The organism is Streptomyces chryseus, assembly GCF_014650755.1.
GTDB lineage: Bacteria > Actinomycetota > Actinomycetes > Streptomycetales > Streptomycetaceae > Streptomyces > Streptomyces chryseus.
This window is the reverse complement of the sequence record NZ_BMVO01000001.1, coordinates 514,931-529,821: the sequence shown is the minus strand read 5'-3', so window position 1 is coordinate 529,821 and position 14,891 is coordinate 514,931. Positions and strand designations below refer to the sequence as shown.

Here is a 14,891-nt window from a genome sequence, read left to right as displayed (position 1 = left end):
CGTCAATGTACTGACGAGTACGACCACGGCAACAGGGTCGTGCGACGGGTTTCTCGCCGCTCGCCCCGCCCGGTCCCCGGGCAGGCCGCCCACCGGAGAGGCCGGTCCGTGCCGCGCGGGGGGACCGGACCGGCCGTCTCTACCGCAGCGCCCCCACCCGCGCCCCGCCCTCCACCCGGCCCTCCAGCGCCGCCTGGACGCCGGCCTTCGCGCGGATCGCCAGCAGGTTGCCCTCGGCCGTGCCCCGCACGCCGCCCGACGTCGTGACCGACCTGAACTGGGCGCTGCCCGCCGCGAGTACGTACCAGTTCCCGCCCCGCGACTTCCACAGCACGCCCGCGAGCACCCGGGGATCGCGCACGCCGCACGTCGGGGAGTGCTCCGCGCGCGCCGCGATCGCGCCCGGCGCCCCGCGCTTCGCGGAGGGCGCCTGGAACTGGGCCAGCACCCTGCTGCCGGTGCCCCGCCACGTCTCCGCGCGGGTGCAGAGCCAGGCGGCGGTGCCGTTGCCCTCGGGCAGCGGCTGCTGGGCGTACGCCCACGAGTTCACGCTGCGCACGCCGTGCGAGCGCACCGCCGGCAGCAGGCACGCCGTACGGGCCCAGCGCGCCCGCTCCTCCGGGCCGCTCACGTCACGCGGCGCCGACGGCGGCCCCGACGTCAGCCGGGCGGGAGCCAGTTCCCCCAGGTCGGTCATCAGCCGGGGACCCGCGTCGTCGCGCAGTTCGAGGGCGTCCCAGGACCGGCAGTCCCGCGCCTGCGCGGGGCTGGTGAGCGGGGCCGTCACCCCGTCCGCCGTACGCTTCAGCGGCGTGGGCACCCCGGCCGGATCGAGCAGGTCCCGTACCGACGCCGCACGCACCCAGGGCGCGGTCAGGTACCGGACGTTGCCGTCGGTGCGGCCCACCACCAGCGCGTTCGCCGCCGCCGCGTCCGCGCCGTCCACGCGCGCGAAGTCGAGCGCCGCGCCCGCCGTGCCGTCGCGCGGCTCGGCGTACCGGACGACGCGCAGGCCGTCGTACAGCAGCACCACCCTCGCCTGGTCGACGTCGCCGGCGAAGAGCAGCTGCGGCGGCCCCATCGGCGGGCCCACCGGGGTGGCGGGCGTCGCGGAGGCCTGCACCGAGGGGCCCGGCCTGGCCCAGACGGCGAGGGCGCGGCGCAGCAGGGCGTTGTCGCGGGTGAGGCCGCCGCGGGCCGGCCAGACCGAGAAGTCGGTACGGGAGGACCGCTTCCACACCGCGGCGGCGACCCGGACCGTCTCCGTCGGGTCGAGGGCCCGCTCGGCCGCCGGGTTGCGGGCGTACGCCGGACCGGCCGCGCCGTCGGGGCCCCACCCCTCGCCCGGCAGCCCGAGCAGCGCCCCGCAGACCACCACGGCGGCCGTCGCGGCGAGCGCGGCCTTCGCGTGCTGTCTGCGCCGCATCAGGTCGGTCGGCCTGGCCTGCAGCGAGCACGGGTCGAATTCGGCGGACCCCAGCAGCGCCGCCACGCTCGCGCCGCCCGGCGCCTCGACCGTGTCCGCCTCGGCGAGCGCCGCGTGCGGGTCGGCGGCCCCGGCGGCGGACAGCGTCCGCGCCACCTCCGCGTCCTGCATGCGCTCCAGACCCCGCAGCACGTACGCCGCCCGGCCGGGTCCGCTGAGCGCCGAGAGCCGCTGGTCCAGGGCGAGTTCGTCGGCCCCGCCGGAGCGGGGGAACAACCGCAGCCCCCACACCTGCGGCAGCAGCGGCGGCAGCTGCGCCCGCTTGGGCCAGGCCCTGCGGCGCAGCGGAAGACCTGCCTCCAGGGCCTGGCGCAGCACCCGCTGCCGTACGTACGCGTAGCCGGGATCGGCCGCCGCGCCGCCCCCGGACCGGCGCGGCAGGGGGAGGCCCGCGCCGGCGGCCGGGGTGCGGCCGCGCGGCAGCGAGCGCTGCGCGAGCGCGTGGGCGGTCAGCACGCGGCGGTTGCGGCCGAGACGCGGCGGCAGCACGAGGTACGCCAGGCGCACGAGCCGCGGATAGTGCTCGACGAGCGCGGCCTCGGCCTGCTCGACGTCGACGGGGACGGGGACAGGGCGGTTGGTGACAACATCCTGTGGGCGCACGTTCAGCAGAACGAGCGAATCCTCCGATGGTCACCTCGCGGGCGCGCGCCGTGCGGGTCCGCCTGTGGCGCCGGTGCGGGTTGCCCGCGGCACTGACCCCGGCCCGCACCTTCCCGAAACCCGGGGCGAGCCCCCGGCACACGCCGGACGGGCTGCCATGGTTGCCGCGAACCGGCGCACTCCGGGGAGGCCGCGGGCGCCCCTCAGGACGTGCCCCACCCGCTGAACTCGACCGTTCCCCGCGCCCCGCTCCCCCCGTGCGCCGCGCTCATGAACATCCCGGCGTCCTGGGCGCCGTCCCGCGCCCCGCCCCGCACCGTGACCCTCGCCACCGTCCGCCACGTCACCCCGTCGTCCGCCGAGTACGCGCCCGTGTACTGGTCACCGGCCCGCGAGAGCCGCAGTGTCACCGGTGCCCCGACGCCGGTGACGCGCCGGTAGGTGTCCAGCGTGCCGTCGTCGTCCGAGTCGTACGACAGCACCACGCCGTTCGCCGGGGTCACCGCGAGGTTGAGGAAGCCGGGGGCGCCCGGCGTACCGAGGCTGTCGCGGACCACGAGGCCGGCCCGCGCCCACGCACCTGTCACCTCCTGCGCGTCCACCCGCACCACGACACCGCCCCCGTCCCGCAGTGCCCCCTGCCGGTAGAGCGCCCCGAAATGCGCGGTGGCCTTCCACAGGTCGTCGCCGCCGCCGTTGATCCCGTACCGGTCCGCCAGCTGCCCGAAGACGGCGCCGTTGTTCGTGTACGTCCGCCAGCCCGCGTCCAGCGGCCCGGCGACGTACAGGCTGCCCTGCTGGACGGAGGTGACCCGTGGCTCGCCCTCGGGACCGTACGACGTGCTCAGCTCGTACGGCAGCGGCGTGAGCGGAGCGGCCGGCGGCCCGGCGGGGGCCTTCGCGCGCCACGAGGCCGTCCCCGAGCCCGCCGCCGGCACGGACGCCAGTGACTCCGGTCCCTCCGGCCGTGCCTCGACGCCCGTGAGCGCGAAGTCCACGCGGCCGGTCGCCCGCAGACCGTTCATGTTGCGGAAGGCGGCGGTGAGCAGCGCGGAGCCGCCGGGCGGCAGGGCGGCCGGGACCGCGGTGACCGTGACCGCGCCCTGGTGGGGCGCGCGGGCCAGCACGTCGTGGACGCGCCGCGCCGTGCGGTACGCGTCGTGCGGCGGGCGCAGCGGGTACGCCGTGCGCCCGCGCGTCCACGCCTCCTCGACGGCGTACCAGTCGAACGTCTTCGGCGCGCGGTCCGCCGCCAGCGCGTCCTCCAGCTCCTCCAGGTACGCCTGCCACTGCGGCAGGTGGAAGTCGCCGATGAGGCCCTGCCAGTCGCGGTTGGCGTAGTTGGCGAGGCGCCCGCCGTCCGCGGCGGAGCGGCCGGCCCAGGTGGTGATCAGGACGCGTGCCGTCCGTTCCAGCTGCTCCGACTCCGCCGGCGAGGACGCCATGCGCTTGGCGTCCTCCAGCCACGGCCCGAGCAGGAACGCCCGGTGCGCCCCCGCCATGTCCTCACTCAGCCGCATCACCTTGAGCCACAGCGCGGCGAGGGCGCGGAAGGCGGTCAGGTCGCCGCGCCCGTACGCCGATTTGAGCTGCGGCAGGAGCTGCCAGGAGCGGTGGGCGAGCGCCTGGCGGCCCAGGTCGGTGAGGTCGTAGCGGTACGCGTCCGAGCGGCGCAGCGGCTCCCGTACGCCGAGCAGCGCGCCGAACGCCTTGTCGAACTCCGCCGGGTCGAAGGCGGGCCGGTGCGCCGAGTACTCCGTGCCGGAGGACGAGGTCAGGCTGGGGCGGGAGGCGAAGAGCGAGTCGTGCGGGCGGCCGTCGCGGCTGGTGGTGCGGTACGCCGTCTCGCGCAGCACGGCGAACGCGGCGCGCGCCGACGCGTCGCGGCCCCCGTAGCGCAGGTCGGCGTACCCCTCGAACCACCGCGTCCGGTCCACCGCCTCCCGGCGCCACGCCAGCTCCGAGAACAGCTCCAGCGCCGCCGGGTCCCGCTCGGCGGCCTCCGGCATGTAGGCGGTGCCGACGAGGGCGGACCCCGGGCGGTCGCGCCAGGCGGTGAAACGCTCGGTCCACACATGCGTCTTGGCGCCGATCGTCGTCCGGCCGCCGAAGTTGTGGATGGTGCCGAAGGCGTACGGGGCGCCGCCCCAGTCCTTCTCGCGGTCGGTGACGCTCTCGTGGTCCGACAGGCCGTCCACGACGAGCAGGTGCTTCCTGTCGAGCGCGTCGAGCAGTTCCCGGCGCGGGTTCGCCTGCCAGCCGAGGATCACCCAGGTGGCGCCCGGGCGCGAGGCCCGCAGGGCGGTCTCGACGGCGCGGGCGGCCTCGGCCACGGGCACGTCGCCCGCCGAGCCGCCCTCGTGCAGCAGGTCCATCTTGAAGTGCCGCACAGGACCGAAGAGTTCGTGCTGGTGCCGGTAGAAGGACGCCGCCACCTCGCGGAACGAGGCGGTGCGCGGGTCGAGCCAGTCGGGGCGGCGCAGGCCCAGCCAGGTGCCCTGCGGGACGGTGCGGGCGCCGGGGTTGCGGGCGGCGAAACCGTCGGGGACGGTGCCGAAGTAACCGGGGAGGACGGGCGCCATGCCGAGCTCGCGCATGCGGTCGGCGACGCGCCGGCCCAGGGCGGCGCGCTTGGCGATGAGCTCGGGGGAGAGCGGGCCGCCGTACTCGCTCATGTTCTGCAGCAGCCACCAGGGCTGGTGGGAGGGGGCGGGCAGCCAGGTGCGGGCCTCGGTGTCGGAGTAGCCGAAGTCCTTGAGGAGGCGGTGGTAGACGGCCTCCTGGCCGGTCGTCACCAGCACCTCGTTGCAGCCGTGCAGGGCGAGTACGTCGATCATCCGCTCCCAGCGCGGCCAGTCGGCGTACGGCGCGGTGTAACCGTCGTGGGTGTCGTTGAACGCGAAGCGGTGCGGGACGGTGGCCGAGCGCTCCAGCGGGGCGCGGGGCGCGGGGAGGCGCCGGGGGAGGCCGAGCTGGGTGCCGGACCAGGAGAGGTGCGCCCCGCACGCGTACTTGAGGTACCAGTGGACGCCGGTGAGCACGGCGGCGGGGGTGGTGCCCGCCACCTCGACGCGGCCGGTGACGCCGTCCACGCGGAAGCGGTCGCCGTCGCCGCCGGTGAGCGCGGTGAGGTGGAACTGCGCGGCGTGGTCGGGCAGCAGCCGTTCCAGGGCGGCGCGGGCGGCCTCCAGGGAGGCGGCGGCCGCGGCTCGGGGCCGGGGGGCGGACATGGCGGGAGTATGCCCGCCGACCGCGGCCGCGACGCCGACCGCCCCGGCCGTGCCCAGCAGCGTGCGTCGCGACAGGCGGTCGGTCATCGGGGCGCTCCTCGGTGGGGCGGGCGGGGACGGCGCAGGCGGAGATGGCGAGGCCGGGAACGGCGAGGCCGGCGGGGTGACAGGGCCCGCCCGTGCGCACGTTAACGACGGTGCGGGGGCGCGGCAACGGGGCGTGCGATGTGTTGGTATCCGCCCCACCGTGTGGCCCAACGGGGCACGATGGGCAGATGCGCAACCAACGCCGACGTACAGCGAACGCCGCCTCCGCCATAGCCGTTCTGGCCCTGCTCACAACGGGCTGCGGAGCGGGCGAGAACGAAGAGAAGCCCGTGCCGGAGACGGCGAAGGGCAGCCTGGAACAGCTCGCCGCGAAGGTCGCGTGCGAGCCGAACATCCAGACGGACGCCAAGGAACTGCGTCAGGCGAACTGCAGGACCGACGACGGCCGCTATGTGCTGGCCACCTTCGCGACCGACCGCGGACAGCGCGAGTGGATCAACGAGGCCAAGGACTACGGCGGGGCGTACCTGGTCGGCAGGAAGTGGGTCGCGGTGGGCGACCAGAAGGTGCTCACCGCACTGCGGGGGGAGCTCGGCGGGACGGTGGAGACCTCCTCGCACCACTCCGGGGAGAGCGGCGGCGGGGGCAAGGAGGAGGAGCACTCCGGCCACCACGGGAGCTGACCGCGCGAAGGGAAAGGGCGGCCGGTGGGGGACGGCCGCCCTGGGCGGGGACTGCTGTGGGGGGCGGTGCGGCGGGGACCCCGCCGCGGGGGTCCTGCGGCGGGGTCCCTACCGCGGGATCAGGTGCACTGGCGCCCCTCGTTCACGCAGGCCACCACCTTCTTCATCAGCTGGCTGTTGAAGACGTTGATGAAGTCACCGTGGTCGGTGCCCGGCTTGTGGAGCTGCTCGGGGAACGAGTCGACCGCGAAGCCCGGCCCGGGCGGGACGTCGTACACGATCCGCTGCACCAGCTGCGGAATGGCACGGAATCCGTTCGGGCACGCACCGTTCTCCTGTGCGAACGCCACATGGGTGCGGTGATTGGCGCTGTCGGTGTTCTGTCCGTCCCAGCAGCTCTGGAAGTTGAAGGTACGGACGACCTGACTGCCTTCGGGGCAGATCGGGTACTTGTCCTTGAGCTGGCGGTCCTCGAATCCGGTGCAGCTCCAGGACGCGTTGGCATTGGCGTCGCCATTGGTGAACGCCTTGGCGTCACCGGTGATGATCCGGAGGAACCGGGGCATCGCGGTGACCTTGCTGACGGGGCTTCCGACGAACTTCAGGGAGACCTCGGTGGGCGTCTGGATCTCGCCCACGTTGCTGTCCTTGCCGCCGCCGTCGGCATTGGCGTCGGCCTCGTTCTGGCCGTTCTGCAGGCGCAGGACGGGCCAGTAGTACGTCGACTTGTCGCCCTGGTTCTGGCAGGTGGTCTGCCCGCGGGCCAGGTCGTCGTCGCTGGCGAAGGCGTCATTGGCCTGGTTGCCGACGTAGTCGTGCATGTGGTGCGCGCCGTTGCTCACGCCCGGGGCGACGATGACGTTGTCGGGATTGAACTTGCCGTTCTCGTTCGTCCCGCAGTTGGTGACGAACTGGCCTCGGGAGGCGCCGCGCTGCTGGGGCGGCTGCTGGACGTTCGGCTGCACGGACTGGATGTCGACGAAGTCGGCGGCGTTGGGGCCGTTGCCGGCCTGCCCGCCGTTGCCGTTGTTCTGGCCGCCGTCGTCCTGGCCGCCGTCACCGTTGCCGTCGCCCTGGTCACCGCCTTGGTCGGCACCCTGATCGCCGCCCTGGTCGGCACCTTGGTCACCGCCCTGGCCGTTGTCCTGGCCGGCGTTGTCGCCCTGGCCGTCGCCGTTGCCGCCGCCGTCCTGCCCGTCGTCGCCGACCCCTCCGTTGTCGTCGGCGCGCAGCGCGCAGGGGGCGAGGCTTTCGAGGCCCTCGGGGCGTTCGCCCTCGCGGTCGTACGCGAGGGTGATGCGGTCGATGGATGCCAGCCGCTTGTCCTTCAGCGGCCCGAGAATCGCGTTCTGCGCGAGGTTCGGGTCCTGGGCGATCTGCTCCTGCGAATCGGCGAATCGCTTGTACGCGTCCGTGATCTGGGAGTCGAGGGCCGCCAGCTCCCGGTCGACTTCCTGGCGCGCCGAATCGGGTACTTCCTGGGGCAGGTCGTTCGCCACCTCCGGGCAGTCAATGGTCGACATCTGCTGGCCGGTGTTCCGAAGCTGACCGGACTGAGCCGGTTCAGGATTGGACCAGCCTTCACCTGCGGATGCGTAGACATTCACCGCGAGCAGTCCACCCCCGCCCAGGATCAGAGCGGCCGATGCGGCAATCGCCCGGTTCGCCAGCGTGGAACGTTTTCTAGATGCGCGTCGCATGGAACTCCTCTGCTTCGTTGCCGGGTGAAGGTAAGGGGGGTCCCGGCAGGGGAGAAGCGCTCCGTTCCATACGGAAGCCGTTCGCGGCTCGTTCAGACCTCTTCGTGATTCGTAGGTATCTCCATGGCCAAACAGGGGCGGACCGCGACGTACGGGGGCCGACCGCCGCGCCTCACGCGGAATCGGCCGGCGTGCCCACCCGGATCCGGTTGCCGTCGGGGTCCCGCAGCTCCGTCTCGCGCGCCCATGCCTGGTCCTCGACGGGTACGCCGAACTCCGCTGCCACGGCGTCCACGTCCCGCACCCGCAGATACACCAGCGTTCCGGGACGGGCGTCCCCCTCGTGCTCGGAGAGGAACAGCCGCACGGACCCGCGCGCCACCTCCACGAAGGCGGGGAGATCCGGTGCGAAGCGGTGCTCCCACTCCTTGCCGAAGCCGAGGCGGGCGTACCAGTGGGCGGCGGCGCCGGCGTCCTTGACGTACAGGATCGGAACGACTTCCTCGTTGATCGTGGTCATGGGGCCATCCTGCCGTGCCGGTCTGTCACTCCTGTGGGGCGAACGCCGCGAGCTGCTCGTCCAGGGGAGCGCCGGTCATCCGGTTGGCCAGGGTGGACATGGTGTAGGCGCCGATGCCGAGCACGACCTCCAGGGCGTTCTGCGCGGTGTAGCCGTGGCCGAGGAAGCGGCGCAGGGTGTCGTCGGACACCGCGCCCGACGTGGCGACGACGTCCAGCGTGAACCGGCGTACCGCTTCCAGGCGTTCGTCGGCCGTCGGCCGGCCCTCGCGCAGCGACGTGATCACAGCGGCGTCCGCGCCGAGCGCGGTCAGCTTCGCCGTGTGCATCGCGACGCAGACGTGACAGCCGTTGCGGGTCGCGATCGTCATGATCACGACTTCGCGGGGAAGGGGGTCCAGGGTCGACGACTCGAAGATCGCGCTGATCTTCAGAAAGCCGTCGAGCAGGTGCGGCGAGGTGGCCAGACGGCCGACGGGAGCGGGCAGATAGCCCAGCCGTTTCGCTGTCGCCTCCATGGGGCGGCGGGCGGCGGCCGGGGCCGTCTCGGTGGTGTGGTCGGGGAAGAAGTCGTTCCGGTTGCCGGTCAAGGCGTCTCCTTGGAGGTAAACTCGTCAACGTGATTGACGAAAAAGTAAACCACGTTGACGAGTTCCGCAATGGCTGAGGGGTACGAGCTGCCGCTGCTGCTGTTCGCCGGATTCCGGTCGTTCATCGACGAGTTGCACGCCGAACTGGCCGAACAGGGCCACCCCGACGTCCGCCCGGCGTACGGCTTCGCCCTCCAGGCGGTCGGCCGGGACGGTGTGACGCCCGGTGAGCTGGGCCGGCGGCTGGGGGTCTCCAAGCAGGCCGCGGGCAAGACCGTCGAGCGGTTGGAGCGGCTCGGGTACGTCGAGCGGACGGACGACCCCGACGACGGGCGGCGCAAGCTGGTCGGGCTCACACCGCGGGGGGTCGACGTACTCCAGCGATCGGCCGCGATCTTCGACCGGCTGCGGGCGGGCTGGGCCGAGCGCCTCGGCGCGCAGCGGGTGGACGAACTGGAGGCGGCCCTGCGGGAGATGGTCCCGGCGGGCGGCCTGCGACTGGACGCCGCCGGCTGGTTCGGGGCCTAGCCCCGCTGCCGCGTCAAGGGGCGCGGAGGAGTGGGGTCACCCGGCTGCGAGGCCGCAGGGGCGCGAAGGTCCGGGGCCGCGGGGTGCGATGCCGCGAGGCCGCGAGGGGTGCGCCGTCACGGGGTCGCGAGGTCGCGCCGACCGGTCGAAGCGGTCGGTCCGGGTGTCGTAGGAGAGCGGCGGCCGGCCGCGCGGTCCGGGCCCGGCAGGCCGTCGTGGCGCGCGGCTGCCGCCTTCTCCCGTGTCCGGACCACACCCCAGCCCAACAGGGTCAGTACGAACGCGGCCCATGAGCCGTGCCACAGCCAGGGCCACCAGTCGGCCGCCGGGTGGGCGAGCGCTTCGACGGCGTTCAGCCCCATGGCCACGGCCAGGGCCCAGCTCGCCGCACGCTCGGCGGTGCGGGCGTGGTGGCGGGCGGGTCCGGCCGCCGGGTCGTTCGCGCGCATGCGTCTCCTCTTCCGGGCCCGGCCACGGGCGGGCGGACGGCGGGCCGTCCGAGGGCCGGACGGACCGGTGCTGCGGGGAAACGGTTTCCGGTCACCTTGGCGAGCGCCGCCGCGCCGCGTCCCGGCGACAAGTGTTGCCGCACGACAGGGGTTGAAACGGAAAACTCCGGCCGGTTCTTTGGCTTGTTCTCGCGCGTGCGTACGAAGGGTTGGCGGGCACGCCAGGGCCGCCGGAGCAGGGCCTGTGGCAGCGTGTGCGGCTCCGGTGGCCGCTGTGGCTGCCGTGACATCTCTTCTCGTGGGGGGAAGTGCATGTTCTCGCGTGCTTCCGGCACGCCGATCCGGCGTGCCCGCATGACAGCAAGACACACCGTGACCGCGGTCGCCCGACCCCTCCGGTCAGGAGACGCGCCGCGGCCTCAACGGCCGTCCGAGGAACAGCGCGGCGGGCAGCAGCGCGCTGACGCGGCCGGCCGTCAAGTGGACCGGCAGCCACAGCAGGGTCCCGCCAGGTCGCCGGGGCCTTCAGCAGCGGAGGGCGACGGACGCCGTGAGCGACTGGATCATCAGCGCGAGTCCCCGGGCTCCGGCCAGGAAGGCGCTGCGTACTCTCGTCTTGATCATGGTGTCCAGCCTCTCCCCGCCGGCCCGTCCACCGGGCACGCGCCCCGTCTCGCCCGTACGGCCCGCCCCGGTCATGGGGTCCGGCACACGGGCCGGTGGTGTACCTGTCACCACCCCGCGACTCCTCGCCCGGTACCCCTCGCGTGGCTGTGTACTGCACCTATGTCCCCGTGCCGGCTTCGGGGATGGCACCATGTGCGGACCATGACGGACGTCCGGTCGCCTCTGCGCGCGCTGCGAGCCGCACTTTTCGCGGCGGTGTGCGTCCTTGCGGCAGCGGTGGGGCATTCGTCCATGTCCGGGCATGAAGTTCCGGCTTCGGTGCTGCTCGCGGCTTTCGCGGTGACGGGCGGCCTCGCCTGGACCGCGGGGCACCGCCGGCGCGGGGTTTTCGCCGTCGGCGGCGGACTCCTCGCCGTACAGGGCGTGCTGCACCTCGTCTTCGGTACGGCGCAGGCTCCGGGCGCGGGCCACCACGGCATGCCCGTCGCGCACCAGCCGGCGGCCATGAACCCCGAGGCCGTGGCGGCCGCGGCCTCCACCCACGGGCAGGGTTCCGATTCCCTGGCCATGACGGCCGCCCACCTCGCCGCCGCGCTCGTCTGCGGCCTGTGGCTGGCGCGCGGCGAGGCGGCCTTCTTCCGTATCGCGCACACCGTCGGCACGTCGGCGTCCACCCCGCTGCGGCTGCTGCTCGCCGTCGTACGGGCCCCCGCACTGCCGGAGCCGGTACGCCCCCGCAGGCCCCGTGCCGCGCACCACCACGGCCACGGCGTCGTCCTCGCGCACACACTGTCGCGGCGCGGGCCGCCGCGGGGTCCGGAAACCCGCGCCACGGCCCCCGCACCTCTCCCTGTCTGACCGCGTGACCAGGGGGCCGCCACCCATGCCCCGTGACCCACGTCACCAGTCGACATTCCGAGGACAGTCATGGCCATTGACGACCCCGTACGGCCCGCGCCGCACACCCAGGCGGACCCAGCACCCGCCCCCACGGCCGAGCGCGGCACCACCTGGAGCGCCCTGCGCCCCCTCGTCCTGCGCGTCCACTTCTACGCGGGCCTGCTGATAGCCCCGCTCCTGCTGGTGGCCGCCGCCAGCGGGCTGCTCTACGCGCTCTCCTTCCAGGCGGAGAAGTTCCTCTACAGCAACGCACTCGAAGTCCCCGTCGGCGAGCGCACCCTGCCGGTCGGCGACCAGCTCGCGGCCGCCCGCAAGGCCCACCCCGAGGGCACGGTGACCGCCGTCTGGCCCTCCGCCGAGGACGGCGCCACGACCAGGGTCCTGATGACCTCGCCGGAGGTCGAAGAGGGCAAGTCGCTCGCCGTCTTCGTCGACCCGTACACCGCGGAGGTACGCGGCGAGCTGACCAGCTACGGCAGCTCCGGAGCCCTGCCGCTGCGCATCTGGCTCGACGAACTCCACCGCGACCTGCACCTCGGCGACCTCGGCCGCCACTACGGCGAACTCGCCGCCAGCTGGCTGTGGGTGGTCGCCCTCGGCGGCCTGCTGCTGTGGCTCGGACGCAGGCGCACCTCCAAGCGCGAGCTCATCGTCCCCGAACGCGGGGCGAAGGGCCGCCGCAAGACGCTCTCCTGGCACGGCACCGTCGGCATGTGCGCGGTGCTCGGCCTCGTCCTGCTCTCGGCGACCGGCCTGACCTGGTCCCGGTACGCGGGCGAGAACATCGGCGCCGTACAGGACCAGCTCGGAGGCGCCACCCCGGTCGTCTCCGCCGCGCTCGCCGAAGGCGCCGGTGGCGGCGGCGGCGAACACGAGGGCCACGGCGGCGGCACAGGCTCCCACACGGGCACGGCCGGCAAGGACGTCGGCATCGACAACGCGCTCGCGGCCGCCCGCCAGGCCGGTATCGACGGCCGGATGTCGGTGATCCTGCCGAGCGAGGGCAGCGGTTACGTCGTCAAGGAGACCGACACCCAGTTCCCGGTCCACCTGGACTCGGTCGCCGTCGACCCCGCCGACGGCAGGGTCATCGACGAACTGCGCTTCGCCGACTACCCGCTGCTCGCCAAGCTGACCCGTTTCGGCATCGACGCCCACACCGGCGTCCTCCTCGGCCTCGTGAACCAACTGGCGCTGGCAGCCCTGGCGTTCGCCCTCGTCATGCTGATCGTCTGGGGCTACCGCATGTGGTGGCTGCGCAGGCCGACGAAGGAACGCAGGCTGAGCGCCGGCCGTCCGATGCCGCGCGGCGCGTGGCGGAAGGTGCCCGTCACGGTGCTGCTGCCGCTGGTGGCGCTCACCGCGCTGGCGGGCTGGTTCGTGCCGCTGCTGGGCATCAGCCTGCTGGTGTTCCTGGCGGTGGACGTCGTGGTGGGTGTGGTGGCCAGGGCCCGCGCCCGTACGGCGGCCTGAGCCCGGGGAGGGCCCGCCCGGTCCGGGCGGGCCCTCCCGTCGTCGTACGACTCGGCGGCAGTCAGCGAGGTCTGAGCGGCCGTCAGGACCACCGCCCCGGAAAGCGCCAGGTGGGGGCACCGCAGACGGGTCCCGTCGCATGCGGCAGGATGACGACCGCGTCGGACCGCCCCCGTACGCCATCCGTACGCCCTCGGCACGTCCCGACGCGACCGCGCCGCACCCTCGGACCACGGGAGAGAATCACTGATGTACCGGGCCCTCACACTGCACGACGTGATCGTCGCCGGAATCGCGGTGGCCGTCGGCGTCGCCGCGGGTCTGCTCCTGCGGGCGACGCTGCGCTGGCTGGGCGAACGCGCCAGCCGGACGCGGTGGGGCGGAGACGACGTCATTGTCGACGCCCTGCGGACCCTCGTCCCGTGGGCGGCGATGGCGGCCGGCGCGGCCGCCGCGGCGGCGGCTCTCCCGCTGACCCCCACGACCGGCCACAACGTCAGCGTGGCGCTGACCGCCCTGCTCATCCTGGCCGGCACGCTCACGGCGGCCCGGGTCATCGCCGGCCTGGTGCGGTCCGTGGCGCAGTCCCGGTCCGGAGTCGCCGGCTCGGCCACCATATTCGTCAACATCACGCGCGTCGTGGTGCTGGCCATGGGCTTCCTCGTCGTACTCCAGACCCTGGGCGTCTCCATAGCGCCGCTGCTCACCGCGCTCGGCGTGGGCGGACTCGCGGTGGCGCTGGCGTTGCAGGACACGCTGGCCAATCTCTTCGCGGGCGTGCACATCCTCGCCGCGAAGACCGTCCAGCCCGGCGACTACATCCGCCTCAGCAGCGGCGAGGAGGGCTACGTCGTCGACATCAACTGGCGCAACACCGTGGTGCGCAACCTGTCGAACAACCTGGTGATCATCCCCAACGCCCAGCTCGCCGGCACCAACATGACCAACTTCAGCCAGCCGGAGCAGCAGCTCTCGATCATGGTCCAGGTGGGGGTCGGCTACGACAGCGACCTGGAGCACGTCGAGCGCGTCACGACCGAGGTCGTCGAGGCCGTGATGTCCGACATCACCGGAGCCGTCCCCGACCACGAACCGGCCGTCCGCTTCCACACGTTCGGCGACTCCAGGATCGGCTTCACGGTGATCCTGGGCGTCGGCGAGTTCAGCGACCAGTACCGGATCAAGCACGAGTTCATCAAGCGCCTGCACCAGCGCTACCGGGCCGAGGGCATCAGGGTCCCCGCCCCCAAGCGGACCGTGACCGTACAGCAGGCCGAGGCGCTGGGGGAGTCGCGGGGCGAGCCGCCGATGCCGACGGCGTTCCCGCACCAGCGCGAGGCGGGCGAGCCGGTGCGGTGACGCCGGGGCGTGCGGTCAGGGCGCGTACTTGTACCCGACCCGCCGCACCGTCTGGATCGTGGCGCGGTGCTCGGCGCCCAGCTTGCGGCGCAGGCGGGCGATGTGGACGTCGACGGTCCGGCCGTCGCCGACGTGCCCGTACCCCCACACCGTGGTCACGAGCTGGTCGCGCGTGTGCACCCGGTGGGGGTGCGCCACGAGGTGGGCGAGCAGCTCGAACTCCAGGTACGTGAGGTCGAGCGGCCGCCCGTCCACGGCGGCGGTGCGGTCGGCCCCGTCGATCCGCACGGGACCGTCGTCCGGCGCGTCGTCCGGGCCGGGAACGGGCGCCACGGCCGGCTGCTGATCGGCCGGTACGAGCACCAGGTAGCCGATCATCGGCGGCTGCCCCGGCAGCGCGGGCAGGGTGTGCGGGGGCGCGGGCAGCCAGGTGGCGCCCGGCGGAAGGAAGTCGGCCACGTCGGGGCCGGGCGCGGGCCGCAGGCCCAGGACCCGGCCGGGACGCGCCACCTCGTCCCGGTCGACTGCCCGCAGCCGGTGCCGGCCGAGAGGTGCGGGGGACTGGACGGGGGCGGCGGAGAAGGTACGGGTGTTCGCCATGAGAGGTCAGCTCTTTCGCGCGGAGGAGTCGTCGAGGGACGTACTGCGTCGTGCGCGCTGGACCGAAGACCGGGGTGAACGGCTTTAGAGGGCCCG

12 protein-coding genes are annotated in these 14,891 nt (G+C 73.8%); 5 read left to right on the top strand and 7 right to left on the bottom strand.

The genetic code is table 11. From position 1 onward, the window contains the following. Nucleotides 1-139: 139 nt before the first annotated feature. Together IE185_RS02460 and IE185_RS02455 are read right to left on the bottom strand one after the other, a co-directional pair. Entirely contained in the window at nucleotides 140-2,098 is a 1,959-nt protein-coding gene (locus tag IE185_RS02460) for a hypothetical protein (protein ID WP_189714655.1), read from the bottom strand. A gap of 194 nt (nucleotides 2,099-2,292) precedes the next feature. Continuing rightward, a complete protein-coding gene (locus IE185_RS02455; RefSeq protein ID WP_189714497.1) occupies nucleotides 2,293-5,406 on the bottom strand; it encodes an alpha-N-acetylglucosaminidase in 3,114 nt (1,037 codons plus the stop codon). A gap of 188 nt (nucleotides 5,407-5,594) precedes the next feature. On the opposite strand from IE185_RS02455, the gene IE185_RS02450 reads away from it, so the two are divergent. Further along, on the top strand, nucleotides 5,595-6,050 hold the full coding sequence (locus tag IE185_RS02450; protein WP_189714495.1) for a hypothetical protein: 456 nt from the start codon (nucleotides 5,595-5,597) through the stop codon (nucleotides 6,048-6,050). Nucleotides 6,051-6,169: 119 nt separating this feature from the next. On the opposite strand, the gene IE185_RS02445 is transcribed toward IE185_RS02450, so the two are convergent. The 3 genes from IE185_RS02445 to IE185_RS02435 all read right to left on the bottom strand — a co-directional run bounded on the left by IE185_RS02445 (nucleotide 6,170) and on the right by IE185_RS02435 (nucleotide 8,787). Next, entirely contained in the window at nucleotides 6,170-7,750 is a 1,581-nt protein-coding gene (locus tag IE185_RS02445) for a DUF1996 domain-containing protein (protein ID WP_138896307.1), read from the bottom strand. Between the two features lie 172 nt (nucleotides 7,751-7,922). Beyond that, nucleotides 7,923-8,261: a glyoxalase superfamily protein gene (locus tag IE185_RS02440; RefSeq protein ID WP_138896316.1), complete on the bottom strand. Its 339-nt coding sequence runs from the start codon at nucleotides 8,259-8,261 to the stop codon at nucleotides 7,923-7,925. A 34-nt stretch (nucleotides 8,262-8,295) separates the two neighbouring features. Further along, nucleotides 8,296-8,787, bottom strand: a complete 492-nt coding sequence (locus IE185_RS02435; RefSeq protein ID WP_138896317.1) for a carboxymuconolactone decarboxylase family protein — start codon at nucleotides 8,785-8,787, stop codon at nucleotides 8,296-8,298. A 141-nt stretch (nucleotides 8,788-8,928) separates the two neighbouring features. Here IE185_RS02435 and IE185_RS02430 point away from each other — a divergent pair, with 141 nt between their 5' ends. Continuing rightward, complete coding sequence (locus IE185_RS02430; protein WP_138896308.1) at nucleotides 8,929-9,387, top strand: MarR family winged helix-turn-helix transcriptional regulator; 459 nt, start codon at nucleotides 8,929-8,931, stop codon at nucleotides 9,385-9,387. A gap of 116 nt (nucleotides 9,388-9,503) precedes the next feature. Here IE185_RS02430 and IE185_RS02425 read toward each other — a convergent pair whose 3' ends face one another. Continuing rightward, nucleotides 9,504-9,836, bottom strand: a complete 333-nt coding sequence (locus tag IE185_RS02425) for a hypothetical protein (RefSeq protein WP_138896309.1) — start codon at nucleotides 9,834-9,836, stop codon at nucleotides 9,504-9,506. Nucleotides 9,837-10,754: 918 nt separating this feature from the next. On the opposite strand from IE185_RS02425, the gene IE185_RS02420 reads away from it, so the two are divergent. The 3 genes from IE185_RS02420 to IE185_RS02410 all read left to right on the top strand — a co-directional run bounded on the left by IE185_RS02420 (nucleotide 10,755) and on the right by IE185_RS02410 (nucleotide 14,195). Continuing rightward, nucleotides 10,755-11,321, top strand: a complete 567-nt coding sequence (locus IE185_RS02420; protein WP_138896310.1) for a hypothetical protein — start codon at nucleotides 10,755-10,757, stop codon at nucleotides 11,319-11,321. A 69-nt stretch (nucleotides 11,322-11,390) separates the two neighbouring features. Next, entirely contained in the window at nucleotides 11,391-12,836 is a 1,446-nt protein-coding gene (locus IE185_RS02415) for a PepSY-associated TM helix domain-containing protein (protein WP_138896311.1), read from the top strand. Nucleotides 12,837-13,085: 249 nt separating this feature from the next. After that, nucleotides 13,086-14,195, top strand: coding sequence for a mechanosensitive ion channel family protein (locus IE185_RS02410; protein WP_138896312.1), 1,110 nt, complete (start codon nucleotides 13,086-13,088; stop codon nucleotides 14,193-14,195). Nucleotides 14,196-14,210: 15 nt separating this feature from the next. On the opposite strand, the gene IE185_RS02405 is transcribed toward IE185_RS02410, so the two are convergent. Beyond that, nucleotides 14,211-14,795: a winged helix-turn-helix domain-containing protein gene (locus tag IE185_RS02405; protein ID WP_138896313.1), complete on the bottom strand. Its 585-nt coding sequence runs from the start codon at nucleotides 14,793-14,795 to the stop codon at nucleotides 14,211-14,213. Nucleotides 14,796-14,891: the final 96 nt, after the last annotated feature.